The 24,832-nt window shown below is 66.9% G+C and carries 14 protein-coding genes; 9 read left to right on the top strand and 5 right to left on the bottom strand.

Annotation, left to right across the window (positions count from 1 at the left end):
- Positions 1-82 precede the first annotated feature (82 nt).
- The 3 genes from recA to fabG all read left to right on the top strand — a co-directional run bounded on the left by recA (position 83) and on the right by fabG (position 3,255).
- The gene (gene recA, locus DB354_RS15940) at positions 83-1,174 is read left to right on the top strand and encodes a recombinase RecA (RefSeq protein ID WP_107836644.1); all 1,092 of its coding nucleotides are present in this window, start codon (positions 83-85) and stop codon (positions 1,172-1,174) included.
- A gap of 20 nt (positions 1,175-1,194) precedes the next feature.
- Positions 1,195-2,364 (top strand): substrate-binding domain-containing protein, encoded by a 1,170-nt coding sequence (locus DB354_RS15935; RefSeq protein ID WP_107836643.1) that lies wholly within the window; start codon positions 1,195-1,197, stop codon positions 2,362-2,364.
- A 123-nt stretch (positions 2,365-2,487) separates the two neighbouring features.
- Complete coding sequence (fabG, locus tag DB354_RS15930; RefSeq protein WP_107836642.1) at positions 2,488-3,255, top strand: 3-oxoacyl-ACP reductase FabG; 768 nt, start codon at positions 2,488-2,490, stop codon at positions 3,253-3,255.
- A gap of 81 nt (positions 3,256-3,336) precedes the next feature.
- On the opposite strand, the gene DB354_RS15925 is transcribed toward fabG, so the two are convergent.
- Both DB354_RS15925 and DB354_RS15920 read right to left on the bottom strand, forming a co-directional pair.
- Positions 3,337-5,565, bottom strand: coding sequence for a DUF6259 domain-containing protein (locus DB354_RS15925; protein WP_107836641.1), 2,229 nt, complete (start codon positions 5,563-5,565; stop codon positions 3,337-3,339).
- A gap of 95 nt (positions 5,566-5,660) precedes the next feature.
- Positions 5,661-8,723, bottom strand: coding sequence for a TonB-dependent receptor (locus DB354_RS15920; protein ID WP_107836640.1), 3,063 nt, complete (start codon positions 8,721-8,723; stop codon positions 5,661-5,663).
- Positions 8,724-9,172: 449 nt separating this feature from the next.
- On the opposite strand from DB354_RS15920, the gene DB354_RS15915 reads away from it, so the two are divergent.
- The gene (locus DB354_RS15915; protein WP_107836639.1) at positions 9,173-10,345 is read left to right on the top strand and encodes a substrate-binding domain-containing protein; all 1,173 of its coding nucleotides are present in this window, start codon (positions 9,173-9,175) and stop codon (positions 10,343-10,345) included.
- A gap of 237 nt (positions 10,346-10,582) precedes the next feature.
- On the opposite strand, the gene DB354_RS15910 is transcribed toward DB354_RS15915, so the two are convergent.
- A complete protein-coding gene (locus DB354_RS15910) occupies positions 10,583-13,630 on the bottom strand; it encodes a TonB-dependent receptor (RefSeq protein WP_158277566.1) in 3,048 nt (1,015 codons plus the stop codon).
- A gap of 362 nt (positions 13,631-13,992) precedes the next feature.
- Here DB354_RS15910 and DB354_RS15905 point away from each other — a divergent pair, with 362 nt between their 5' ends.
- Genes DB354_RS15905 through DB354_RS15890 form a run of 4 tightly spaced genes read left to right on the top strand, consistent with a single transcriptional unit; the run spans position 13,993 to position 19,449 of the window.
- On the top strand, positions 13,993-16,194 hold the full coding sequence (locus DB354_RS15905; RefSeq protein ID WP_107836637.1) for a beta-agarase: 2,202 nt from the start codon (positions 13,993-13,995) through the stop codon (positions 16,192-16,194).
- Between the two features lie 26 nt (positions 16,195-16,220).
- The gene (dgoD, locus tag DB354_RS15900) at positions 16,221-17,405 is read left to right on the top strand and encodes a galactonate dehydratase (RefSeq protein WP_107836636.1); all 1,185 of its coding nucleotides are present in this window, start codon (positions 16,221-16,223) and stop codon (positions 17,403-17,405) included.
- Positions 17,402-18,175 (top strand): SDR family oxidoreductase, encoded by a 774-nt coding sequence (locus DB354_RS15895; protein ID WP_107836635.1) that lies wholly within the window; start codon positions 17,402-17,404, stop codon positions 18,173-18,175. Before dgoD ends, DB354_RS15895 begins: the two co-directional genes overlap by 4 nt.
- Positions 18,175-19,449, top strand: a complete 1,275-nt coding sequence (locus DB354_RS15890; RefSeq protein WP_107836634.1) for an MFS transporter — start codon at positions 18,175-18,177, stop codon at positions 19,447-19,449. Before DB354_RS15895 ends, DB354_RS15890 begins: the two co-directional genes overlap by 1 nt.
- A gap of 140 nt (positions 19,450-19,589) precedes the next feature.
- Here DB354_RS15890 and DB354_RS15885 read toward each other — a convergent pair whose 3' ends face one another.
- Positions 19,590-20,528: a LysR family transcriptional regulator gene (locus DB354_RS15885; protein WP_199226866.1), complete on the bottom strand. Its 939-nt coding sequence runs from the start codon at positions 20,526-20,528 to the stop codon at positions 19,590-19,592.
- A 340-nt stretch (positions 20,529-20,868) separates the two neighbouring features.
- On the opposite strand from DB354_RS15885, the gene DB354_RS15880 reads away from it, so the two are divergent.
- On the top strand, positions 20,869-22,173 hold the full coding sequence (locus DB354_RS15880) for a tetratricopeptide repeat protein (protein WP_158277565.1): 1,305 nt from the start codon (positions 20,869-20,871) through the stop codon (positions 22,171-22,173).
- Between the two features lie 481 nt (positions 22,174-22,654).
- Here DB354_RS15880 and DB354_RS15875 read toward each other — a convergent pair whose 3' ends face one another.
- Entirely contained in the window at positions 22,655-24,802 is a 2,148-nt protein-coding gene (locus tag DB354_RS15875; protein ID WP_107836632.1) for an AMP-binding protein, read from the bottom strand.
- Positions 24,803-24,832: the final 30 nt, after the last annotated feature.

The following is a 24,832-nucleotide window of genomic DNA, read 5'->3' as shown; positions in this document are numbered from 1 at the left end:
CCACGCTACCACGTCCGAACGCGCCTCGCGCGCCACTCGACCCCACTTTCACTCTCACCGTCACTTTCACTTTTCCGCTCCCATGTCCAAAGCCGCTCCCGAAACCAAGTCCGCCAGTCCCGCCGCCAAGAAGGCGGAAGTCGCCGTCGCCGCTCCGGCCCGCGACAAGAACATCGAGCTCGCCCTCTCCGCCATCACCAAGCAGTTCGGCGAGGGCTCCATCATGCGGCTGGGTGACGCCACCAAGATGAAGGTGGAGACCCTTTCCACCGGCTCCCTCGCCATCGACCTTGCCCTCGGCGTCGGCGGCCTGCCGCTCGGCCGTATCATCGAGATCTACGGCCCCGAGTCCTCCGGCAAGACCACGTTCTGCTTGAGCGTCATCGCCGAGGCCCAGCGCAAGGGCGGCCTCGCCGCCTTCATCGACGTCGAACACGCCCTCGACCCCAAGTACGCCCGCGTCGTCGGCGTCAACCTCGACGACCTGCTCGTCTCCCAGCCCGACTCCGGCGAGGACGCGCTCAACATCGCCGAGACGCTCATCCGCTCCAACTCGATCGACGTCATCGTCATCGACTCGGTCGCCGCCCTCATTTCCAAGCAGGAACTCGACGGCCAGATGGGTGACGCCACCGTCGGCTCCCAGGCCCGCCTGATGTCCCAGGCCATGCGCCGCCTCACCGCCGTCGTCAGCAAGACGAAGTGCGTCTGCATCTTCACCAACCAGATCCGCGAAAAGATCGGCGTCATGTTCGGCAACCCTGAGACCACGCCCGGCGGTCGCGCCCTGAAGTTCTTCTCCTCGGTCCGCATCGACATTCGCCGCAAGGACCAGATCAAGACGCCCGAGGGCAAGGTCATCGGCAACCGCACCAAGATCAAGGTGGTCAAGAACAAGGTCGCCCCGCCGTTCACCGAGTGCGAGTTCGACATCATGTACGACGAGGGCATCTCCGCCAACGGCTCGCTCCTCGACCTCGGCCTCGAACACAAGATTCTCGAAAAGAAGGGCGCCTGGATCGCCTACGAGGGCAACCTCGTCGGCCAGGGCCGCGACGCCGCCAAGCAGGCCATCAAGGAAAAGCCGGAACTCGCCGCCAAGGTGAAGGCCGCCATCCTTGAGAAGGTCAGCGTCAAGGGCGGCGAAGTCATCACCGGCGCCCCCGCCGAATAACCTCCGGTCCCGCAGGCGACGTGGCCGCCAGCCGCAAACGGGTCCAGAAACCACGCCCCGGACGCCTGCGGGTCGCCGTCTGCATTGATACGCGCGACGGCCCCGGGCGTGAACGCCTGCTCGGGGTCTACGAATACGCCGTCCAGCGCAACTGGAACCTGCTCCTCGTCCGCCAGGACGACGCCGCCGGCATCGAGCGCGTCATCGAGATGAAGGTCGACGGGGCGATCCTGTTTGACCGCTCCCGGCATTTTCACCGGCAGCTCCGCAAGCACGGCGTCTTCTGCGTCGAAACCAGCGCCCGCAACCTGGAGCTCGATGACGCCGCCGTTTTCGTCGATGACGCGGCCGTCGGCACGGTCGCCGCCCAGCACCTCGAGAGCCTCGGCCTCGAACACTTTGCCTACTGCGGCCCCGACGCCACCCACCCGCCCTCCGTCCGGCGCGCCGCCAGCTTCGCCGCCCGCCTGCGCGAGAAGCGGTTCACCGTCGACACCTTCGCCGGCGTCTCCGCCACCGGTGATTCCCAGCTCTCCGAGCTCAGCGCCTGGCTCCGCGGCCTGCCCAAACCCACCGGCATCCTCGCGTTCGACGACAAGATCGCCGAGCGCATCCTCGCCGCCTGCCGCTGGGCCGGCCTCGCCGTGCCCGAGGAGATCGCCCTCGTCGGCGCCGGCAACGACGAGCTGATCTGCGAACTCGTCGAGCCGGGCCTCTCCAGCGTCTGCATTCCCACCCGCGAGATCGGCCGGCTCGCCGCCGAGGCCATCGATGCCCATTACCAGGGCCGCGCCGTGCCCGCCCAGCGCTCCCTGCCACCCACCGAGGTCGTCATCCGCGCCTCCAGCGAACGCCTCCTCGTCGCCGACCCCAAGGTCGTCGCCGCCATCGAGCTCATCCGCGCCCGCGCCCACTGCCCCTTTGGCACCGACCAGATCGTCGACACCATCGGCATCCCGCGCCGCACGCTCGAGCGCCGCTTCCTCGCGAGCACCGGACGCACCATCCACGACTTCATCATCGAGTTCCGCCTCGCCCTCGCCAAGCAGCTCCTCCGCCGCACCCACAACACCATCAGCGAGGTCGCGCGCCAGTCCGGCTACGCCGCCCTGTCCGCCTTCACCCGCATGTTCGTGGAACGCGTCGGCTGCCATCCCGACGCCTACCGCAAGCGCTCGCACGCGCTGTGAAGCAGTCGCGCGCCCGCCGCACTCTGCTGGCGCAAAAACGGTAAGTGCTGGCGTGAATTGCCACTGGGACCGCTCCGCGCCGCGGCGGTAGTCTGCCGCCCGCGCCGTGCTTGGCGCCGACCCATGACTTCCCCCCAACCCCTTCCGCTCTTCGGGCAGACCGCCCTCGTGACCGGCGCCGCCCGCGGCATCGGTGCCGCGATCGCCCGCGCCCTCGCGGGCGCTGGCGCCGACGTGGTCGTCAACGACCTCGCCGCCAGCCCGGAGGCTGAAGCCACCTGCGCTGCGATCCGCGCCACCGGCCGCCGCGCGCTGTTCATCGCGTGCGATGTCGGCGACGAGCCCGGGGTCCAGCGCATGTTCGCCGCCGCCGCGGCGGAGTTCGGCCGGCTCGACATCCTCGTCAACAACGCCGGCATCGTCCGGCACGAGGACATCTTCGCCACGACGCTCGAGAGCTGGAACGCCGTGCTGCGCACCCATCTCACCGGCACCTTTCTCTGCTCCCGCGAAGCCATGCGAATCATGCGCGAACAGCGCTCCGGCCGGATCATCCAGATCAGCTCCGTCGTCGCCCACCAGGGCGCGCTGTACGGTTTTGTCCACTACGCCACCGCCAAGAGCGGCATGCTGGGTTTCACCCGCACGCTCGCGCGCACCGGCGCGCCGTTCGGCATCACCGTCAACGCCATCGCCCCGGGTATCGTGGACAGCGAGATGCTGCGGCAGACGCACAGCGCGAAGACGCGCGAAGGCTTTACCCAGTCTGTCCCGCTCGGCGTCTCCCCCGCCGATGACATCGGCGCCGCCGCCGTCTATCTCGCCAGTCCCGCCGCCGCCCGCATTTCAGGTACCGTCATCGACGTGAACGGCGGCATGTACTTCAGGTAGCAGACGGCCGGACTGCGTCCGACCGTCTGCTCAGCAAAATGGCTGCGCCATTTTGTCAGTTTTCGCGGCAGCGAAAACTGATCACTGCGCTTTCACGGCGATCAGCAGCCGAATGCTGTCCGCGCCGAGCGACGCCGCCGGATCGACCGCGCCGCGCTCCGGTTCAAAGGCCTCGGTCAGCCGGTAGCCGGGCACGGCCACCTGGAAGCTCGCCGGCGTCTTCTCCGGATTCCACACCACCACCGCCAGTCGGTCGCCCGACTCATAGGCCCGCGCCAGCAGCGTCGCCGGCCCGTCGATGGTGTAGCCCAGGTTCGAGGCAAACCGCCCTTCCCAGAGGAAGGCCGCATGTGTCCGCTGAAAATCGACCATTGTGCGGAGGTACTTCGTCGCTTCAGCCGGGGACATCGACTGCACCGCGCTCACCGTGACCTTCGACACCATGTTGGCGTACGCGTCCGCGGCCGGCATTTTCCCTTCCAGCAGGTATGCCTTGTCGGCCGCGTAGCGAGTCTCGATTTCGTGCCGCATGCCAAACAGGCAGGCGTAATTCGTCGTCCGCCGCTCCTGCATCGGTCGTGGATTCCGGATCGTCGTCAGCACCTCGGGAAACGTGTACCGAAATAGATCGGGAAACTGCGCGAACACCGTCTTTGCTCCCTGCAGGTGCCGCACCTCGGCCGTCGTCGGCGCAAACACCCCGAGCACGCAGCCGTGGAACAGCGACACCGAGCCCAGCACCGCATCATGCAGCCCTTCCGTCATCACCAGAAAGTCCGGCTGCACCGTGCGCATGTGATCGCGGACGCGCTGCAACAGCCGCGTCCGATCCGCACCGTAAACCACCGCCGGGACCGGGTGCCCGTGCCCTTTCGCGTAGCACGTCATCGGCGCGGTCATTCCCAGTTGGTCGTAAATCACGCCGTCCGCCCCCAACCGGTGCGCCTTCAGCGCGAGATTCAGCAGGACCTGATACCAGTCCACCGAAGCGAGGCACGCCAGCCCGTGAATGCGCGCCGGCGTATCCAGATACTTCTGCCAGGACTGGAACGCATAGCTGCCATCCGCCTCCTGCACCGTCATCGCGCGGCCGCGCGGCTCCCAGTAGCTGTAGCCCTGGTCGATGAGCTGCCCGTTGTAGTAGATCACGATCCGTTTCTGGCGCTGGTGCGCCGCCGTGATCGCGGCCTTGAGCCCCTGCTCGCCGCCCATCCGTTCGTCCGGCTGGTAATCGGGGTACCAGCGATCGTGACCGCCCTCGGTCCAGCCGAAGAGTCCCACGATATTCAGCCCACGTTCGTCCGCGACATCGCAGAGCTTTGCAATCGAGGGATAGTCCCAGATGAGCTCGGTGTTCTGCTGTCGTAGAATCGCCAGCAGCCAGCCGGAGCTCTGCTTCACCCAGGGAATCGTCGCGGGCGCCGGGCACGCGCGGTCGTACCAGGCCCGGTAAAACTTCGCCGCGGTCTGCCAGCCACCGCGGTAGAGGTACACCGCGGTCTTCGGCAGCGCCCAGCTGTCGCCCGGCGCCACAGTCAGGGGATGAGCGAGACGAAGCGACAGCCGATTTGTGGCGGCGTCATGCCGCACCACGAGATTCGTCGGCGCCTGCTGCGCGTCATGCACGCCCAAGTAAAGCCCGCCCGCCTCGCCGGTCAGCGCCAGCCAGGGCATGCTCGCCTCGTAGGAGGGATAGTCCGCCTTCAGCTCCAGCACACCCTCGCCCGCCGCCAGCCACGCCGGCGCCCGCTTGGCGGGCTTCGTCGGCTCCTTCGGCACCGCCCGCACCTGCATGCCGTATCCGTAGGGCACCAGCAGCGGGTGCTGCTCGAGCTGCGCCGGCAACCCGCCCACCACCGGGCCGGCGAATTCCACCACGCGCCACGCCGTCGTGCCGTTGCGCAAGCTGCCGGTCACCGCGAACGCCGCGTACTCAGACCGCACCTCGAGCATCAGCTCGAGCGCGTGCCGGCCGCCGCTCGCATCCACCAGCGGACCGTAGCTCACGCGATAACCACCGGCAATCGGCTCCACCTTCGCCTGCTGGTCGCGGCTGCTGAGATCGAGCGTCGCCTTCGCGTCCTGCACCGACTGCAATCGCAGCGTCCACACCGCGCCCGCCCCGCCTTCCGCGCGGGGAAGACCGGCGCTTTGCGCCGCCAACGCCAGGCCGTCCGACCGCCACGCCAGCTCGGCACAACCATTCTTGACCGTGAAGTCGACCTGGACGGGGTTCGCCGGCGCGCTGAAGGCGAGCGAACAACCGACGGAGAAGAGGGCCGCGAGGCCGGACCAGCGGAGAGATGCCATGGGAGAAAGGGTCGGCGGCTGGAAAATCGCCACGATCCGTCGGCGGCGCGAGGATTCGCGCCGACGCCAGCGCGCCGGTTAAGGGATTGCCGGGATTAGAACGTGCCTTTGACGCCAAACGTCCAGAACGTGCCGAACTTCGCGTAGTTGACCGCGACTGCCGGGCAGTTCGGATACTCCTCCAGCGTGATGAACGGCTCGTTGAAGATGTTACGCGCGGAGAAGAACAGCTTGGTCTTCTGCGTGAGCCGCACGCTGCCGCCCGCATCCACACTGGCGCGGTGCTTGCGGTAACGGAGACCGGTGCTGCTGGTCGGCGTGTCGTCGGTCCACACGGTGTTCACGTAGAGGTTCACGCGACGGAAGGTGTAGTTCAGGCCCCCACTCGCCGCATGCGGCGCCATGTTGGGATTGGTGATACTGGATTCACTGCGGGTGTACGTCCCGCGCACGTTCAGCCCCGAGAGGGGACCAGGCAAAAACGAGAGACTCTGGCTGTATTCGAGCTCCATGCCGTTCAGCTTGGTCGTGCCGCCCCGGTTTACGGTGCTGCTGAATCGATAGCCGCTGAGATCCAGTGGACCGGTGTACCCGTATTCCTCCGCGGTGACGTCGTCCGCATTCACCAGCAGGTTCTTCACCCGGTTCTGGTAGAGGTTCACCGCGAATTGGCCAACCGGCTCGAAATAGTACGCGAGGCGAGCGGACAAATTGTCCGACGTCTCCGGCTTCAGGTAAGGATTGGGCGCCGTAACGAGCGTGGAGTCTTCATCGATCACCAGCACGCCAGCCATATCGGCGTAACTCGGACGGCGGATGGTTTTGCTGTACGCCAGTTGCAGGTCGAGGTTCGGCAGAAACTTGTACTTCGCCGACGCACTCGGGAAGAAGTTGTCGTATTCGCGCTTACGATGGGTCTGCGGCTTGGACATGTACTGGTACTTCACGCCGTCGACCGTCGTCGCGATACCCGAGCTATCCAGCTTGTAGCCAGCCGCCTTAACCTCGTCCGGAGTCCGGGCGTCGAACTCGCGCGAATCGCCTTCGGTCCCCTCCCAGCGCAATCCGGCGCGGAGCGTCAGCTTTCGCCACAGCGTCGTCGTCGCCATCGCGTACGCCGAATCGATGGCCTCCTCGTAATGGCGCCGGTTCTCGACGAACGCCGAATAGTAGTTCGCACCCGTGTCCGTCTTCGCCCGAGAAAAGTACTCAGGGTGTTCCAGGAACAGCGCCCCGATCTTCTGGATGTCGGGCACGTACGCCTCCGCCCCTGAGGTCGAAATCACCGCTGACTCGAGGAGACTGAAATCCATCGCGTAGGGCAGCCGGTAATCCTTCCAGGCGCCGACACCGCTGCCCGGCCCTTCGTAGGTGTAGGAGTACGCCGCGCGCTCGTACTTGAAGTCGCGGGTCTCCCGCTTGGCCTTGATGCCGGTCTTGATCGCGATCACCGGCTTGCTGCCCACAGAGAACGAGCCCGTGATCTCGCCGCTGCCCACCTTGGACCGCGAGGAGCGACCGTCATTGATGGAGAGCGTGGGCGTCGAGTAGCTCGCACCCGTGTCCCAGCCGTTGCCGCTCAGCTGCCGGAATTTCCAGTCCGTTTTGCTGTAGCTGCTGCGCGTTGCGGCGAACATCCCGGAGACCGCCATCGATCCGGTGCCGAAGATCGCCCCCTCGCGGCCCAGCGGGTCGTACCAGCTGCGCGCATCGGAATAGGCAAAGCGGCCCTCGATGGTCAGTTTTCCGATCTTGTACTGAAAACGCGGGATGTAGGTCCAAACCTCGCCCGGTTTCGAAATGCCGTTGGCGGCCATGTTCAGCCGCGAGCCGGTCGTGGTCGTGGTAAACCCGTAGAGCGAATCGTCGCCCTTGACCACGTTCGCGGTGGTGCGGGTGGCCGCCGAGCTCGTGGCGGTGTACAGCGTAGCCGTCCGCAGGTTGAACCACTGGTCGGTGTAGTTGTACATCATCGTCACCCCGAAGTTCAGGGTCGGGGACAGCTTGTAATCGACGGTCAGAGTCGTGCTGAAGTTCTCCTTGAACTTCGGTCCGATCGTCTGGGCCATCGAGTACGGCACCACGGGGCGGGGATCGGTCGCGGTGGCGGCGTAGTTGTAGGCCATCGTCGAGCGCGCGCTCACGTTGTACGTATTCGACTCGCTGATGTTGAGGACGATGCCGAGACGCTTGTTCAGGAACACGTCCGAGTACTCGAGGATGCCACCCGGCCGCACTTTCCGGTGCTTGCCGTTGTCCGGGCCGTCGGTCCGAGAGAGCGTCATGTCGGTCGAGTTCATGTTCACCTGCGTCTGCCAGGTGATCCGCCGGCCCTGCCGGTCAAAGGCGCGCTTGGACTTCAGGTTGATCGTGCCGGCCGGCGCGTTGGCATCCATGTCGGCGCTGGTGGTCTTGAACACCTCGATCGAATCCATGCTGTTCAACGAAACCTGCTCGAAAGTGAACGCGCGGGAGCCGCCCGTGGAGGCGCCATTCGCATCGGCGCTGGCCAGGGTCACGCCGTCGACCGTCACGCCGGTGTAGTCCGCCGCGAGGCCGCGGAGGCGCACGGTGCGCACATCGCCTTCGACGGTCTCGAGATCGACGCCGGCGAGGTTCTTGAGGAACTCGCCCACGTTGCCTTCGGCGACGTCGCCGAACACGTCGGACGCGATGCTGTTGGTGATATCCATCGCGCGGCGCTGGCTCATGATGGCCTTCGAGTTGCCCTCACGCTCGCCCGACACGACGAACTCGCCCAGCACGATGGTCTCGCTCTTGGCGCTGCGACCGCCCAGCGGTTCGCCCAGGTCAAAATTCTGCGTGACGATCGATTCGGCGGTCACATTCACCGTCGCCCGCGCGGGCGTGTAGCCCGTGTAGGTGACCACGAGCGTCACCGTCCCGGCGGGCACCCCCATCAGGCGGTAGGTGCCATCCGCCTCGGTGATCGCCGAGAGCCCCGCGCCCTCGACCTGCACCTCGGCATTGCGGACATATTCCTTGGAGATCGGGTTTAGGACCGCACCGGTGATGACACCGGTCGTGATCACGGCCGGAGTGGCCGGCGCGGCGGACGTGGTCTCATCCGCGGCACAGAGCAGCGGGGTGGCGACGAGGAGGCTGGCGCTGAGGGCAAGGTATCGGGTGAACTTCATGGCTGGATCGGACTGCGACCATCCGGGGGTGTGAGCTTGGCAGGTTCGGCGCGCCGTTTGGGTCGACGCACCGCGGGTCAATGGCCGGATGATCCAGTCGGCCGATGGGTTTCCGAGCGGCAAAGTGCGCCATTAACTTCCTAATTTGCGCCACGCCCCTGGGAGCCAGAAGCCAGAGGCCAGAAGCCGGAGGCCCGACGACAGACACCTGAGAACGAGTCCCCAATGTCTCACCTCCGGCTCATCTGCCCACTCCCGCCGCACCGTGATCCATGCTTTGTTCCACCCTCCGTATTCCGCCCTACAGCTTCCGTCTTCCGTCCTCCGGCTTCCGGCTTCCGTCCTCCGGCATCCGGCCTCTGGCCTCCGTCTTCCGTCTTCCGTCCTCCGGCTTCCGCCTTCAGTCTTTCAGCCCTTCAGTCCTTTCCGCCTTCAGCCCTTTCGCCCCGATGTCCTCCTCCCGTCCTCGCCCGGCCAAGATCCGCCCGCCCCGGCGGCTGCGCATCGCCGTGTGCATCGACACCCGTGACGGCCCGGGCCGCGAACGTCTGCTCGGCGTGTATGAGCGGGCGGTACAGCAGAACTGGACACTCTTCCTCGTGCGCCAGGAGGACGCCACCGCCGTGGACCGCGTGGCCCAGATGAAGGTCGACGGCGCGATCCTGTACGACCGCGCCACCGCGTTTCACCGGCAACTCCGCCGGCTCGGCGTGTACTGCGTCGAAACCAGCGCGCGAAACCTCGAGTTCGACCAGGCCGCCATCTTCGTCGACGACGCGGCGATCGCGACGGCCGCGGCACAGCACCTCGAGGCCCTGGGCCTTGAGCACTTCGGCTACTGTGGCCCCGATGCCACGCACCCGCCCTCCGTCCATCGCGCGGCCACCTTCTCCACCTACTTCCGCGATCGCGGCTGTACCGTGGACACCTTCGCCAACGTCTCGCCGCACGGCGAGTCCGACATTCCCAAGCTTGGCCAGTGGCTGAAGCGGCTGCCCAAGCCCGCCGGCGTGATGGCGTTCGATGACAAGCTCGCCGAGCGCGTTCTGGTGGCCTGCCAGTGGGCCGGCCTGCGCGTGCCGGAGGACATCGCCCTCGTGGGCGTTGGCAACGACGAGCTGCTATGCGACCTGGTGCAGCCCGGCATCTCGAGCGTGTGCCTGCCGACGCGTGAAATTGGCCGGCTGGCGGCCGACGCGATCGCCGCGCACAGCCGCGGTGAAGCCGTGCCGCGTTACCGCAAGCTTCCGCCCAGCGAGGTCGCCGTCCGCGCCTCCAGCCAGCGCCTCCTCGTGGCCGACGCGAAGGTGGTGGCGGTGATCGAGCTGATCCGCTCGCTCGCCCACTCTCCCTTCGGCACCGACCAGATCGTCGACGTCATCGGCATCCCGCGCCGCACGCTTGAACGGCGGTTTCTCACGGCCACGGGCCGGACGATCCACGACTTCGTCATCGAGTTCCGGCTCGGGCTGGCCAAGCGCCTCCTGCGCCGCACGCATGGGACCGTGAGCGACGTATCCCGCCAGTGCGGATACACCGCGCTCTCCGCCTTCACGCGCATCTTCACCGAGCGCGTCGGCTGCCACCCCGACGAGTACCGTCGTCGGTCGCACTCCCTTTAGCGCGGGGGCCACCCCCAAGGTCTTTCTCTTACTCTTCCTCTTTCTCTTACTCTCAGACGCGGGCGGCCCGTTGGCCGCCCGCTTGATGATGGTAGAAAGAGAAAGAGTAGGAGTAAGAGGAAGAATCCGGCGCCAGGCAGGCGCCGGAAAGGCAAAGGGCCGGGACCACTGCGTGGCCCGGCCCTGAGAACGAGAAAGAGAACGAGTACGAGAACGATCGCGACGCCGGGGGGCGCCTCAGAAAGTACCCTTCACGCCGAACGTCCAGGCGGTGCCGTAGTAGCCGTAGTTCACGGCGAAGGCGGCCTCACCCGGGTACTCCTGCAGGTTGATGTTCGGCACGTTGAACACATTGCGGGCGGCGAAGAACAGGCTCATGCCGCGGCCCAGCGCAAAGCTGCCGCCCACATCCGTGGTCGTCCGATGCCGGCGATAGTTGCCGTAGGTGCCGAGCGGGCGGTCGTCGGTCCAATTGACGCTCGAGTAGATGTTCAGCCGGCGGAACGTGTAGTTGAGGCCCGCCGTCGCCGCGTGCGGCGACATGTCGACGACCTTCACGCTCGAATCATTGCGCGTGTAGGTCGCGCGGACGTTCAGGCCGGAGAACGGCTTCGGCAGGAACGAGAGGCTCTGGTTGTATTCAAACTCGAAGCCACGGATCTCGACTTTCTCCGGACTCATCAGAGTCGTCGTAAATTCATAGCCCGCATAGTCTGTACCGGTGTAGCCAACATCAGCGGCGCTCAGCTTATACATCTTCTGGTGCAGGTTTCTCACCGTATTTACGAAGTAGTTCACCGCGATGACACCAACCGGCTCGAAATAGTAGGCCAGCCGCGCCGAGTAGTTGTTCGAAAGCTCGGGCTTCAGGCCGGCGTTCGGCATCTCCACCGTGTGGGCCTCCTCGTTCACCGACCAAATGCCTGAGATGTCCGAGAAGTCCGGTCGGCGGATCGTCTTCGCGTAGCCGACGTGCAGATCGAGGTTCGGCAGGAAACGATATTTGAACGACGCGCTCGGGAAGAAATTATCGTAGTATCCCTTCCGGTGTACGAGCGGCTTCGATTCGAACTGGTACTTCACGCCATCGACCGTGGTTGCGAGCATGCCGGCATCATCGTTTTTCACGAGCGCGTAGCCGGCAGCCGCCATTTCGCCCTTCGTGCGTTGATCGAATTCGAGTGAATCGGTGCGCGTGCCCTCCCAACGCATGCCGACGCGGAACGTGGCCTTGCGGAGGTTCGTCGTCCCCATCAGGTAGGCCGCACTCACGTTCTCCGTATAGTCCTTCATATTCAGAATGTTTGCCGAGTAGTAGTTCGCCGCCGTGGCCGCGCGCTTGAAATACTCCGGATGCTCGCGGAACAGGTTGGCCAGCTTCTGCACGTCCGGCATGAAAATCGTCCCGCCGGTGTTCGAGACGGCGCTGCCGCCGTCGAGCATGCTGAGATCGAGGTCGTACGGCATGTTGTAAGCCGTCTTCCACGTCGCGGCGTTCGGACCCTCGTAGGTGTAGTACGTGTTAGCACGGCGGTTCGCATACGTCCGCTGCTCCTCCTTGGTCTTCAAGCCGGTCTTGATCTGGATCGCCGGCTTCGAGCCCACGGTGAAGCTGCCGTCGATCTGGCCGCTGCCGATCTTGGACCGGGACGTGCGACCGTCGTCCACCTGCAGCGTCGGGGTCGTGAAATTCGCGCCGTCGCTCCATGACTTGCCGCCGGTCTGGGCAAACTGCCAGTCCGAGCGCTTCAGCGCCGAGCGCGCGGCCGTGAACGTGCTGACATTCGTCATCGCGCCGGACGAAACCACTGAGCCGCGGCGACCCATCGGATCATACCAACTCCGGGAGTCCGAGTAGGCGAACTTGCCCTCCAACTTCAACCGACCGATCCGGTACTCAAATCTCGGAATGTATGTCCAGGTCTCGCCCGCTTTCGCGATGCCTTGCGCGGTGACGGCCAGCTTTGCCGACGAGGTGGAGGTCGCTTGAAGGGCCATCAGCAGGTCGTCGCCCTTAACCGTAGCGCGCGCAGCCGGTACCTTCTTGTCCGCGTTGTGCGTGGTGAACGTCGCCGTGCGCATGTCGAACCAGTAGTCGTTATAGTTCGAGATCACCGTCAGCCCGAAGTTCAGTTTCGGCGAAACCTTGTAGTCCGCCGTCAGCGTCGTGGTGAAACGCTCGGTGATGCGCGGACCGATTGTCAGCGCCATCGAGGTCGGCACCACGACGCGCGGATCGACATCCGAGGCTTCGCGATTGTACGCGAGCGTGGACCGCGCGCTGATGGCATAGGTGTTCGATTCGCTGATGTTCAGCACGATGCCGAGCTTCCGATTCAGAAAGACATCCGAGTACTCGAGCATGCCACCTGGTTCGATCTTCCGGCGCTGCGCGTTGTCGGGCCCGTTCGTCCGCGACAGCGTGAAGTCCGACGAATTCATGCCCACGTTCGCCTGCCAGGCGATCCGCCGGCCTTTGCGGTCAAACGCACGCTTGGACTTCAGATTGATCGTGCCGGCCGGCGCGTTCGCGTCGACGTCGGCGCTGACGGTTTTCGAGATCTCGATCGAATCCATGCTGTTCAGCGAGACCTGCTCGAAGCTGAATGCGCGGGAGTTGCCGCTGCCCGAGGTGTTGGCGTCGGCGCTGGCCAACGACACGCCGTCCAGCGTCACCGCCGTGTACTCCGCGCTCAGGCCGCGGAGGCGGACCGTGCGCACGTCACCTTCGACGGAGTCGAGATCGACGCCCGCGAGGTGCTTCAGAAACTCGGCGATGTTGCCCTCGGCGACGTCGCCGAAGACGTCGGACGCGACGCTGTTGGTGATATCCATCGAGCGGCGCTGGCTCATGATGGCCTTGGCGTTGCCCTCGCGCTCGGCGGAGACGACGAAGCCCTCGAGCACGATGGTCTCATCCTTGCCGGCGCGTACCGCGGTCGGCTTGCTGAGCTCAAAATTCTGGGTGCGCCCCGCATCGGCCTCCATCACCAGCGCCGCGGTAACGGCCTCGTAGCCGGTATAGCGCACACGCAAGACCGCGGGACCCGTCGGCACACCGACGAGGCGGTAGGAACCATCGCCTTCGGTGATCGCCGCGAGGCTGGTGCCCTCCACGACCACCTCCGCGTTGCGGACGTATTCCTTTGTGATCGGGTTGTAGACGTACCCGGTGATCACACCGGGCTCGACGGCAGCGGCGGCCGGAGCCGACGCCGCGGGCAGGGCCGCAGGGACGGCGCAAAGAAGGCCGAGGCAGAGGACAAGGCGTTGGGGAAGCTTCATGGCGGAGAACTCGCCGGCCGGAGCGGGGCTCCGGAGGGGCGGCATAGGTTTGCTGGGCAGAAAGGTCCCCGGTCGCCGAAGGAATCCGGTAACCGGTTGCCGGCGGATTTTTCATGCGCGCCCACCGAAGCCCAGCGGCTAAATGCGACACTGGATTACTTTTTTTTGCCAACCCGCTGCGCTCCGCTCGGGCGCCGCCCGCGTCTTTCCTCGCGCCGGAACAGGGCGTTCTTCGCTCGGGCGGGCAGTGTTTCCTTCGCGCCCGCGGCCACGTTCGCCCGCTGGCGTAAAATCGAAAGGAAGTGGCGCAGTTGGTTACTCGCCGCGTGGCGCGTTCGCCCGCACGCTCCCTCCGCCGCCCCATGAAGACTTCGCACCCCGCCCTGCGCCGCCTGCTCCCGCTCCTCGTGCCCGCGGCGCTGGTGCTGACTCCGTCGGCCCCGTTCGCGCGTCCGCTGCCGGATGATCGCGCCTCGCTGCCCGTGAACGCGGCCAGCGGCGCCGAGGCCCGGCTCCAGGCCCAGGGCTGGCTCACGCTGCGCGCCGCCCCGGACGCGACGGAAGCGCGGCTGCAGCTCACTCCTCCCGCCGGCGGTTGGAAACTCGACGCCTGTGCCGAGCTCGCCGTCCCGGTCCGCAATCTCAGTCCCTTCCCTGTGCGCGTCGTCCTGCATGTCGACGACCACAAGTCCCGCGCCCGCGAGCCCAACCCGCTGCGCCGCGGCGTCCGCGCCGAGCTCGCGTTGCCGGCGGGCAACCAGGTGCACTGGCTCATCGTCCCGCTCGCCGGCCCCGCCGACGAGGCACCGCCCGCGGATCGCTACCGCTCCCTCGTGGTCATGCCGCACGAATTCGTCCGCCGGGGCGTCGTCGAGGCCGCGCGCGTCCGCCAGGTGCGGCTGGTCCTCCCCGACGTTGCCGCCGGCGCCGCCATTTCCGTCGGGCCGCTCGAGGGGCGCGGCACGCCGGCGCCGCTGGCCAACTGGACGCCCGACAAGATTTTCCCGCTCGTCGATCTCTACGGCCAGTACCGCCATCGCGACTGGCCCGAGAAGATCACGCGCGAGGCTGACTTCACCGCCCGCCGCGACGCGGAGAACCAGGATCTCGCCGCTCATGCCCGCCCCGCCGACTGGGACCGTTTCGGCGGCTGGGCCAAGGGCCCGCAGCGCGAGGCGACGGGGTTCTTCCGCACCGAGAAGATCGACGGCCGCTGGTGGCTGATCGACCCCGAGGGCCGGCTCTTCTGGTCACACGGCGTGGTCCGCGTTGGCACGCGCGTCCGCGTCGGCGGCATTTACCACGGCACCCCGCTGCCCGACCGCGAACACTACTTCGAGCTGCCGCCGGCCGGTTCACCCTACGCCGCGTTCTTCGGCACGGAGCCCGAGTCCACCCGCGGGTACTACGTCGGCCGGCCCAACCACGCCGTTTACGATCACCTCGAGGCCAATCTCTCCCGCAAGTTCGGCGCCGGCTGGGTCAACGCCTACGCCACCGAGGCCCAGCGCCGCCTCGCCAGCTGGGGCCTCAACACGATCGCCAACTCCTCCGACCCCGCGGTGTACGAACGCCGCCAGACGCCGTACACCGCGATCGTGTACTCGGCGCCCATGGGCGATGCGCAATTCCGGCTCGCCGGCTCCAAGGGCAACTGGGGCAAGCTGCCCGACCCCTTCGATCCCGGCTGGGCCAAGCGCATGCGCGACACGCTGCGCGCCGACCTCAAGTCCGCCCTCAACGATCCGTGGTGCCTCGGCTTCTTCGTCGACAACGAGCTGAACTGGTCGACCTCCACCTACGTCGCCGAGTGCACGCTCGCCTCCCCCGCCACGCAGCACGCCAAGCGCGCCTTCCTCACTTCCCTGCAGGCCCGCTACGCCGACATCGCCGCGCTCAACACCGCCTGGGGAACCCGCCACGCCACTTGGGATGGCTGGCTCGCGGCGACCGATATCCCGGACCTCAAGCGGGCCGCCGTGCGTTCCGACCTCGAGGCCTTCACGGCCCAGTATCTCGAGGCCTACTTCAGCGGCTGCCGCGCCGCCGTGAAAGCCGAGTCCCCCCACCACCTTTACCTCGGCTGCCGTTTCGCTCAGGGCGCCAACCCGCTCGTCATGGGCATCGCCGTGCGCCACTGCGACGTCATCAGCATCAACCGTTACGCGACCCTCGTATCCGACGTCGCCCTACCCGACGGCCTCGACCGTCCGATCCTGATCGGCGAGTTCCACTTCGGTGCGCTCGACCGCGGTCCGCTCGCCCCCGCCCTCGTGCCGGTGCCCGACCAGGCCGCCCGCGCCACCGCCTACGCCGTCTATGTCGAGAGCGCGCTGCGCAACCCCCACGTGATCGGCACGCACTGGTTCCAGTACTTCGACCAGCCGACAACCGGCCGCTTCGACGGCGAGAACTACCAGACCGGCCTCGTCGACATCTGCGACACCCCGTACCGCGAGACGGTCGGCGCCGTGCGGCAGATTGCCTCCCGGCTGTACGAGCTGCGCAACGGCGCCAGCCGCCCGGCCGCCCCCGCGCCCGCCCCGTCGCTCGCGGAGCCCTGAGCCCCTTTCCGTCACCAACCCTCTCCATGAAAGTCACTGCGATCGAAACCTTCATCTGCCACGCGTACCGCACGAACTGGGTGTTCGTGAAGGTCCGCACGTCCGACGGCATCGATGGCATCGGTGAAGCCACGCTGGAAATGCGCGAGCTCACCGTCGCCCAGGCCTGCCGCGAGTTGGAGCGCACCCTCGTGGGGCGCGACCCATTCGACATCGAGGCCTTCTGGCATGACGCCTACCGCGACGCCTACTGGCGCGGCGGCCCCGTCCTCATGAGCGCGCTCGCCGGCGTCGAGATGGCGCTGTGGGACATCAAGGGCAAGGCCCTCGGCGTCCCCGTTTGGCAACTCCTCGGCGGCAAGGTGCGCGAGAGCGTCCCCTGCTATGCCAACGGCTGGTTCGCACCGGCCGTCACGCCCGATGAATTTGCCGAGAAGGCCCGCGCCGCCGTCGCCCAGGGCTTCCGCGGCCTGAAGTGGGACCCGTTCGGCAAGGCTTACCGCCAGATCGAGAAGCCCGTCCTCCGGCAGGCGCTCGCCTGCGTCGAGGCCGTCTCCGCCGCGGTCGGGCCCGAGGTCGACATCCTCATCGAGGGGCACGGCCGTTTCGACGTGCCGACCGCGATGCGCATCGGTCACGCGCTGGAGGAGTTTGACATCACGTGGTTCGAGGAGCCGTTGCCGCCGGACAATCCCGAGGGCCTCGCCGAGTTGAAGCGCCGCGTCCGCGTGCCCATCGCCGCCGGCGAGCGCATGTACAGCCGCTACGACTACCGCAACTTCCTCAATCTGCGCTGCTCCGACTTCATCCAGCCCGACGTCAGCCACGTTGGCGGCATCGGCGAGCTGCGGAAGATCGCCGCCATGGCCGAGGCGTACCAGCTGCCGGTCTGCCCGCACAACCCATCGGGCCCGGTGGCCAACGCCGCCACGCTCCAGATCGCGGCCTGCACCCCCAACTTCTTCCTGCTCGAGACCATGTCGAGCGACGTGCCGTACCGCTCCGAGATCACCACCGAGAAGGTACGCTTCGAGCAGGGCCAGATGTTCATCCCGACCGGCCCCGGCCTCGGCCTCGAGCTCAACGAGGACGCGATCCCGAGCCACCCGTACGACCCGCGTGACCTGCGGCACTACACCGGCGCGCTGACCCAGATCCGCCCCGCCGACGCCCGCTCCTATTTCACCGCTGCGAAGCCCAACAAATCATGAGGTTCAAGGATCAACACGTTCTCGTTACCGGCGCCGCCACCAACACCGGCCTCGGCATCGCCCGTCGTTTTGCCCAGGAAGGCGCCACTGTCTGGCTGCACGACCTGGATGCCGCCGCCACCGCCGCGGCCGCGCAAAAGACGGCCCAGGAAACCGCCGGCCGCGTCATTGCCGCGCCCGCCGATCTCTCCGATGCCGCGGCCATCGCCCGGCTCTTTGACCGGATTCGCGCCGACGCCGGCCGGCTCGACGTTCTCGTCAACAACGCGGCGCAACAGGCCATCGGCCACGCGTTCCTCGACACGCCGTTGTCGGTTTTCGAATACACCGTGCGCGTGAACCTGATCGGCGCGTTTCTTTGCGCCCAGCACGCCGTGAAGCTCATGGCGCCGCAGAAGCGCGGCGTCATCGTGCAAATGGGCTCCAACTCCGCCACGCGGCCGATTCGCAAGCGTTGCGCCTATGTCTCCTCCAAGGGCGGCGTCGAGGCGCTCGCCCGCGCGCTCGCCGTGGAGCTCGGGCCGCTCGGGATCCGCGTGAACACCGTCGTGCCCGGCTACATTTACACCGGCCGCTGGGACGTCCTCGACCCCAAGCTCGCCGCGCGCCGCCGCGCCAACCTGCCGATCGGCCGCGAGGCGACGGCGGACGACATCGCGGACGCCGTGCTCTTCCTCGCCTCCAACCAGGCCACCCGCATTACTGGCGCCAGCCTGGTCGTTGACGGCGGCTGCTCCTGCCAGCTCGTCCCCGCCGACCTCGAAACCTGATGACCTCCCCCGCCCCAAAATTCCCGTTCAAGTGGGAGCTCCTGCTGCTGCTCTCGCTGGCTTTCTTCTTTCATCAGGGCGACCGCGCCATCTTCGGCGTGGTCGTCAGCCAGGTTCGCGTCGACCTCGGCCTGAGTGATTCGCAGATCGGCCTGGTCGGTTCGGTGCTGTTCCTCGCGCTGGCGCTGCTGATGCCGTTCGCCGGTTATGCCGGCGACAAGTGGCCCAAGCACCGCGTGATTACCGCCTGCTTGATCTTCTGGAGCGCCGCCACGCTGTTCACCGGCCTGGCGACCGGGCTCTTCAGCCTGATCATGCTGCGCAGCATCGCGACCGCCGGCGGCGAGTCGTTCTACTCGCCCGCCGCTTACGCCCTCCTGGCGCGGCATCACCGCGAGACGCGCAGCATCGCGATGTCCGTGCACCAGGCCGCGCTCTACACCGGCGTGATGACGAGCGGCTTCCTCGGCGGCTGGATCGCCCAGCACTGGGGCTGGCGCTCGGCCTTCTTCGCCTTCGGCAGCGGCGGCATTCTCCTGGGCTTCGTTTTCATCCTGCGCCTGCGCGCCGCCCGGGTCGGCCCTGAGGAAAGCCGCGTCGCCGGCGAAACCGCCGCTACCTCACCCCTGCAGGACCTCGGCCGCGCGCTCGGCGTCCTGTTCCGCGTCCCGACCGCCGTCATGCTCACGATCGCCTTCACCGCGATTGTCTTCGTGAACAACGCCTATGTCGTCTGGGCGCCCGAGTTTCTCCGCGAGAAGGGCGGGCTCTCCCTCACGCTCGCCGCCGGTTACGCGATGTTCTTCCACCACCTGGCCGCACTTGTCGGCGTACTGGTGGGCGGCTGGCTCTCCGACCGCTGGGCGCAACGCCGGCCCACCGCGCGGCTCGAGCTGCAAATCACGGCGATGGCGCTCGGCGCCCCGGCCCTGCTCTGGATGGGGCTCGCCCCGAGCGTCGTGTCCGTCTGCGCCGCCATGGCGCTGTTCGGCCTTTGCCGCGGCTTCTACGAGTGCAACACCCACGCCTCGCTCTTCGACGTGATCGTGCCGCGCTACCGCGCGTCCGCCGTCGCCGTGATGGTGATGGCCGCGTTTCTCGTCGGCTCGCTCTCGCCCTGGCTGCTCGGCCGTTTCCGCGAGATCTACCCGGCGGGCCACGGTCTAGGTTACGGCTTCGCCTGGTTCGGCGCCTTCTACGCCCTCGGCGCCATCGCCGTCGTCGTCGCCCGCCTGAAGTTCTTCGCCAAGGACCGGATCACCGAGGCGCCGTGAGGCGGGCCGGAGGCCTGAAGCCTGAGGCCTGATCAGTCGGATCAGTCGGATCGGACGGATCGGTCGGATCGGTCGGATCCGTCTTCCGTCCTCCGGCCTCTGGCTTCCGTCTTCTGGCCTCTGGCTTCTGGCTTCCGAACTCAGCCTTCCGCCTTCGTTCCTTCAGCCTTGCCGGTCGCGGCGTCCGCCGCGACCGCGGACTCCGGCCAGGTTTCCTGCGCGTAAGCCTGCATGTGCTGCAGCGTGAGCCGCATCAGCGGCGCTGGCTCACCGAGCCACAGCACGCCGAGCTCCACGGGTTTGAAGCCGTCCAGCGGCAGCACGCGCACGTCGCGGTGCGTGATCGTCTGCGGGATCGAAATGCTGACCCCGTAGCCCGCGCCGTCGGCCACGTACTGCGTGATGAGTTCGAGTGAGCTCGCCTCGATGGATATCGGCCAGGTGATCTTCCGGCGGCCAAGCTCAGCCTGGAACACCTCGCTGATCGCCTCCGCCGGTGGCAGCCCGATCAGCGGCTCCGTCAGCTTGCCGCGCGTGAGCAGTTCCTCGGCGGACTTCAGTTTGGCTTTGCGCGGCGCAAGCAGGACCAGCGGCAACCGGACCAGCGGCAGCACGCGCGCATGCGGCGGCGGCTTCCGGTGCAGCGGGATGACGGCGAGGTCGAGCTCGTGCTGCTGCAGCCATCCTTCGAGCTCGTTCTGAAAACCGGAACGCAGGACCAGACGGAATCCCGGGTGCGTCTCCTTCACGCGCTGCACCACCTTGGGGAGGTGGTGTCGCAGCACGGCCTCGGCCGCGCCGATGCGCAGTTGCGGGGCGAAATTCTGCCGCAGCCGCTCGCCCACGCTCTCCACGTTGTCGAAGAACGGCTTGATGAAGGCCAGCAGCTCCTCGCCCTCGCGCGTGAGCTGGAACGGCTGTCGCTTGAACAGCGCCACGCCGAGATTTTCCTCCAACTGCAGGATCTGGCCGCTCACCGCCGGCTGCTGAATCCCATAGGGCATGTGCCGCGCCGCCGCGCTGATCCCACCATGGCGGGCGACGTAATAGAAGAGCTCGAGATGATGAATGTTGATCATGCGTGGGGAGAAGCAGCGCGGAGCCAGCGAGCATTAGGTCCCCCCGCCTCCCTGCTCAAGGTGCGAGTTGTCGCGCCCTCCGGGCTCCCACGGGATTCACTCTCACTCTCACTCCGAAGGCGTTCTCGTTCTCGTCACAGAGCGCACAGAGGACGGAGGAGGACACCGAGGAAAACCGGCAGATCTTCGCTCCGTGCCCTCCTCCGACCTCCGTGGCCTCCGTGTCCCGCCCGGAATGTTCGAGTGCCCCCGCCCCCCCGCTCGCTCGCGCCCCATCGCTCCCCGCCGCGGTTGCCTTCGCCGCCGACTCGCCCTTGGTTGCCAGCGCTTTCCACCCGCGATGTCCGGTCCCGTTCCCCTCCTCGCCGCTCTCGTTGCCCTGGCCATGACCGCTCCGCTGCCGGCGCAGGACTCTGCCGCCCAGTTGCTCTCCCGCACCGGCGGCCGCGGCGGCAACCCGGGGATGTGGTCCAGCGTCGCGGAGCTGGAGAAGGCGGCCAACCTGGGCGACGCCCTCGCGTGCGCCGCGTTCGGCGAGATGCTCGTGGCCGGTGAGGGCATGCCGACGAACATCGATCGCGGCATCGACTATCTGGAGCGCGCCGCCCGGGCCGGTGAATCCTCCGCCGCCTTCCGTCTCGGCAAGCTCCTCGAAACCGGCCAGGGCGTGCCGGCCAACCCGACCCTGGCGCTCACCTACTACCGCGCGGCCGCCGCCGGCGGCGCGCCCGAGGCGTTCTACAACCTCGGCGCCGCCTACGCTAGCGGCCGCGGCGTGAAGGGGGACGTCGTCGAAGCCCTCGCGTGGATGATCCTCGCCCGCGAAAATCATGCGCCCGTGGACGGCGACGCCCTTGTGCGCCAGCAGATCAACGCCATGCGGCAACCGCTCTGGATCGCCCGGGGCGAAGCCCGCGCCAAGGGCCTCGCCGCCGAGCTGGCCACGCAATCCGCCGCCCAGATCCTGCCCGCGCAACCGCTGCGCCCGATGGGCGGAGCCGCCCAACGCTTGCCTCGGCGCCCCAACCTGCCGCCAGTGCACGCGCCCAAGGCGAACCTCGACCTGCCGGCTCCGCCGGTTTCCTCCCGGCTCAACCCGGTCGGCCCCCCGGTCTCCGTCGCCACCATCAACGGCGAACATCTCGAATGGCCCGACGTGGACACGCTGCGCCGTGCGGCCGACCGCGGGAACGCCTCCGCGCTCTACGCCTGGGGCCAGGTCTTGCTCAACGGCGACCTCGTGCCCGCCGACCCGGATCGCGCCCTCGCCGTCCTCGAACGCGGAGCGGCCGCCGGCAGCGTGGACGCCGCGTTTCGGCTCGCCGGTCTCTACACGCATGGCCGCGTCGTCGCGCTCGATGACCAACGCGCCTTCTCCTACATGCTGATGGCCGCCCGGGGTGGCGCCCGCTCGGCCATCCGCAATGTCGGCGCGCTCTACGCCAACGGACGCGGCACCCCACAGAATTACACCGAGGCGCTGGCCTGGCTCATCGTGGCCGAGAACTACGGCTCCGATTTCGGCGCCACCACCAAGATCCGCAGCTACCTCCAGCGCAACACCCCCGACCAGATTCCCATCGCCGAGCACCGCGCCGCCGAGCTCACGCAGGAGATCGAGTCCCGCCGCCGCGAAGCGCGGTAACTCAGGTCACGTATAAAACAATTACATAAAATGATTATTATATAATAATTAATTCACAAAGGCCCGCTGTCAATCTGCTATACTCATTGAATATGAGCAATCCGAGGTCAAAACAACAAACTCTGTATTTAACCACAGATGACTCGAATGAAGGCAGGATAGGACGGAGTCTGACCAAGGCAGGGTGAACGGGAGGTAGCAGAGTGCGCCGAGATCGAACCGGAGAAGACGACTGCACTCCGGATCTTTGTAATACCCTGCATTTATCCGAATATTCTGAGGTCAAACAACAGACTTTGTTTTTAACCACAGATTGCGCTGATCCAAGCCGGATATGGGTTAACCACCGAATTTGAACGAATATCAAACCCATTCCATTCGTGTCCATTAAGGTCCATTCGTGGTTATATACGGTTCTGCATTTTGCGCATCTTTGCGGCCACGTTCCTCCGTCTCGAGCCGCTCGCCTATCGCCTATCGCTCATGGCTTACCGCCTATCGCCTCCGCCAGCTGGCGGTGATTCACCTTGCCGGTGCCGAGCTTTGGGATCGCGTGCACCACCTGCAGCTCTTTCGGCGCAGCGAGGTTTGAAAATCCCTTCGCCCTCAGCGTCGCCCGCACCTCCGCCAGCGTGAGCCGTGAGTCGTTCGTCACGGCGATCAGCAGCTCGCCTTTGTTCGCATCGGGCCGCGCCAGGATCGCCACTTCGCACCGCGCGCCAAACTGCGGGAACGCCCCCGCCAGCGCGTCCTCCAGCGCGGTCAGGCTCACCATCTCGCCGCTGACCTTCGCGAAGCGCTTCAGCCGCCCGAGCAGGTGCACGTAACCCTCGGCATCGACCTCCGCGATGTCGCCGGTGTCGTACCACCCGCCGAGCGCCTGGAACGCCGCGTCGGCCTCGGGGTTGAGATAACGCTTCATCACGTTCGGCCCGCGGACGAAGAGCCGGCCGCCGCGCGCCACGCCCTCGACGGGCTGCAGCTTGTACTCGATGCCAGGGAGCAGGCGCCCGGCCGAGCCGACCCGCGGCTCCAGCCAGGTGTTCACGCTCAGGATCGGGCTGCACTCGGTGGCGCCATAGCCCTCGAGCACACGCAACCCAAACACGCGCGACCACGTTTCCAGCGTCGTAGCCTGCACCTTCTCCGCGCCGGCCATGAGGTACCGCACCGTGCGGAAGTCGTAGGGATTCGCCTTGCGCGCATACCCGTTGAGGAAGGTGTTCGTCGCGAGCAGCACGGTGCAGTTCCGCTCGTACACCATCGCCGGCACGATGCGGTAGTGCAGCGGCGTCGGATACAGGAACGTGTAGCACCCGCGCACCAGCGGCAGCAGCGTGCCGGCCGTCAGCCCGAAGCTGTGGAAGAGCGGCAGCGCGTTGAAGAAGCGGTCCTGGTCGGTGAGGTCCATCACCGCGAGCCCCTGCCGCATGTTCGCGAGCAGGTTGCCATGCGTCAGCTCCACGCCCTTCGGCACGTTCTCCGAGCCGCTCGTGAACAGCACCACCGCCGTCGCGTCCGCCGCCAGGCTGCCGCGCCGCAGCTTCGCCCCCGGCGCGAGCCACTCGTGCGCCAGCGTCAGCAACTGCCGGCCGCGGGACAGCGTCGCGCGCACGTCCTCAAGATAGATCACCTTCAGCCCGGCCTGCGTGAAGGGCGGCAGGTCGAGCCGCGCCCGCTCCACGAACGCGCGCGACGTGATGATCTCGCGCAAGCCCGCCAGCCGCGCACACCCGAGCATCGTCGCGACGCCGCTCGAGAAGTTGAGGATCGTCGGCACGCGCCCGGCCGCCCACAGGCTCAGCACGGTCACCGGCGTCGCGTTCACATTCGGCAGCAGCACGCCCACGCACGGCGATTCCGACTCCGGCCGGAGTTGCCTCCGCCACGCGGCCGCCAGCACCCGCACCCCGACCATCAGTCGACGGTACGTGAGCGTGGTAAACGTAGCATCTTCGAGCGCCACCCGCCCCGGCAAGTTGCCGGCCGTCTCGGCGATGGCCGCGAGGACGTTCCGCGGCCCAAACGCCTGCTCGACCTCGAACTGCTGCGCCACCATCCGATCCCGCAGCCAGCGCGTGAGCCGCTGCCGCGCCACGCTCGCGCTCACGCCCTCCTCGACCGGTGGCGTGAGCACCGGGCTGAAGTGCATGCTCACGCGCGGGAACCAGCGTCGCCAGCCGCCGTGCCGGACCCACCGCACGCGGTTCGCGCCGCGCAGGTAGCACGTAATCACTTTCGCATGCGTACGCCGGATCAGAAAGCCGGTGCCTTCGAACAGCTTCATCAGCCCGCCCGTCGCCGAGATCCGCCCTTCGGCGAACAGCACCAGCCGGCCACCCTGCTCGAGAAACTCCGCCATCGCCTTCACCGCGTACGGCGAGCTCGGATCGATCGGAAAGGTCCGGCGACCCAACACCAGCTTCCGGTGCACCCAGCTGTGCTTCGCCGTCACGGTCGCCGCCACGAACTTCCAGTCGTCGTCGAGCACCACGTACAGGAAGAGCCAGTCGAGCCACGACACGTGGTTCGGGACCAGCAGCACCGGGCCCGGCGTGCCCAGCACGTCGGCTCCGTGCACCCGGAACCGAAACCAAAGCCGCACCAGCCAACGGAGAACCGTTTTCATGGGATCGAAGGGACCGAAGGAAAAGATGGA

The organism is Opitutus sp. ER46 (genome assembly GCF_003054705.1).
Classification (GTDB): Bacteria; Verrucomicrobiota; Verrucomicrobiia; order Opitutales; family Opitutaceae; genus ER46.
This window is presented reverse-complemented; position numbering and strand designations above follow the sequence as displayed.

Bases quoted from the DNA above. Each gene is read 5' to 3' on its own strand.
- recA (WP_107836644.1), top strand. From the start codon at position 83: ATGTCCAAAGCCGCTCCCGAAACCAAGTCCGCCAGTCCCGCCGCCAAG.
- fabG (WP_107836642.1), top strand. From the start codon at position 2,488: ATGACTTCCCCCCAACCCCTTCCGCTCTTCGGGCAGACCGCCCTCGTG.
- DB354_RS15925 (WP_107836641.1), bottom strand. From the start codon at position 5,565: ATGGCATCTCTCCGCTGGTCCGGCCTCGCGGCCCTCTTCTCCGTCGGT.
- DB354_RS15920 (WP_107836640.1), bottom strand. From the start codon at position 8,723: ATGAAGTTCACCCGATACCTTGCCCTCAGCGCCAGCCTCCTCGTCGCC.
- DB354_RS15915 (WP_107836639.1), top strand. From the start codon at position 9,173: ATGTCCTCCTCCCGTCCTCGCCCGGCCAAGATCCGCCCGCCCCGGCGG.
- DB354_RS15910 (WP_158277566.1), bottom strand. From the start codon at position 13,630: ATGAAGCTTCCCCAACGCCTTGTCCTCTGCCTCGGCCTTCTTTGCGCC.
- DB354_RS15905 (WP_107836637.1), top strand. From the start codon at position 13,993: ATGAAGACTTCGCACCCCGCCCTGCGCCGCCTGCTCCCGCTCCTCGTG.
- dgoD (WP_107836636.1), top strand. From the start codon at position 16,221: ATGAAAGTCACTGCGATCGAAACCTTCATCTGCCACGCGTACCGCACG.
- DB354_RS15895 (WP_107836635.1), top strand. From the start codon at position 17,402: ATGAGGTTCAAGGATCAACACGTTCTCGTTACCGGCGCCGCCACCAAC.
- DB354_RS15890 (WP_107836634.1), top strand. From the start codon at position 18,175: ATGACCTCCCCCGCCCCAAAATTCCCGTTCAAGTGGGAGCTCCTGCTG.
- DB354_RS15885 (WP_199226866.1), bottom strand. From the start codon at position 20,528: ATGATCAACATTCATCATCTCGAGCTCTTCTATTACGTCGCCCGCCAT.
- DB354_RS15880 (WP_158277565.1), top strand. From the start codon at position 20,869: ATGTCCGGTCCCGTTCCCCTCCTCGCCGCTCTCGTTGCCCTGGCCATG.
- DB354_RS15875 (WP_107836632.1), bottom strand. From the start codon at position 24,802: ATGAAAACGGTTCTCCGTTGGCTGGTGCGGCTTTGGTTTCGGTTCCGG.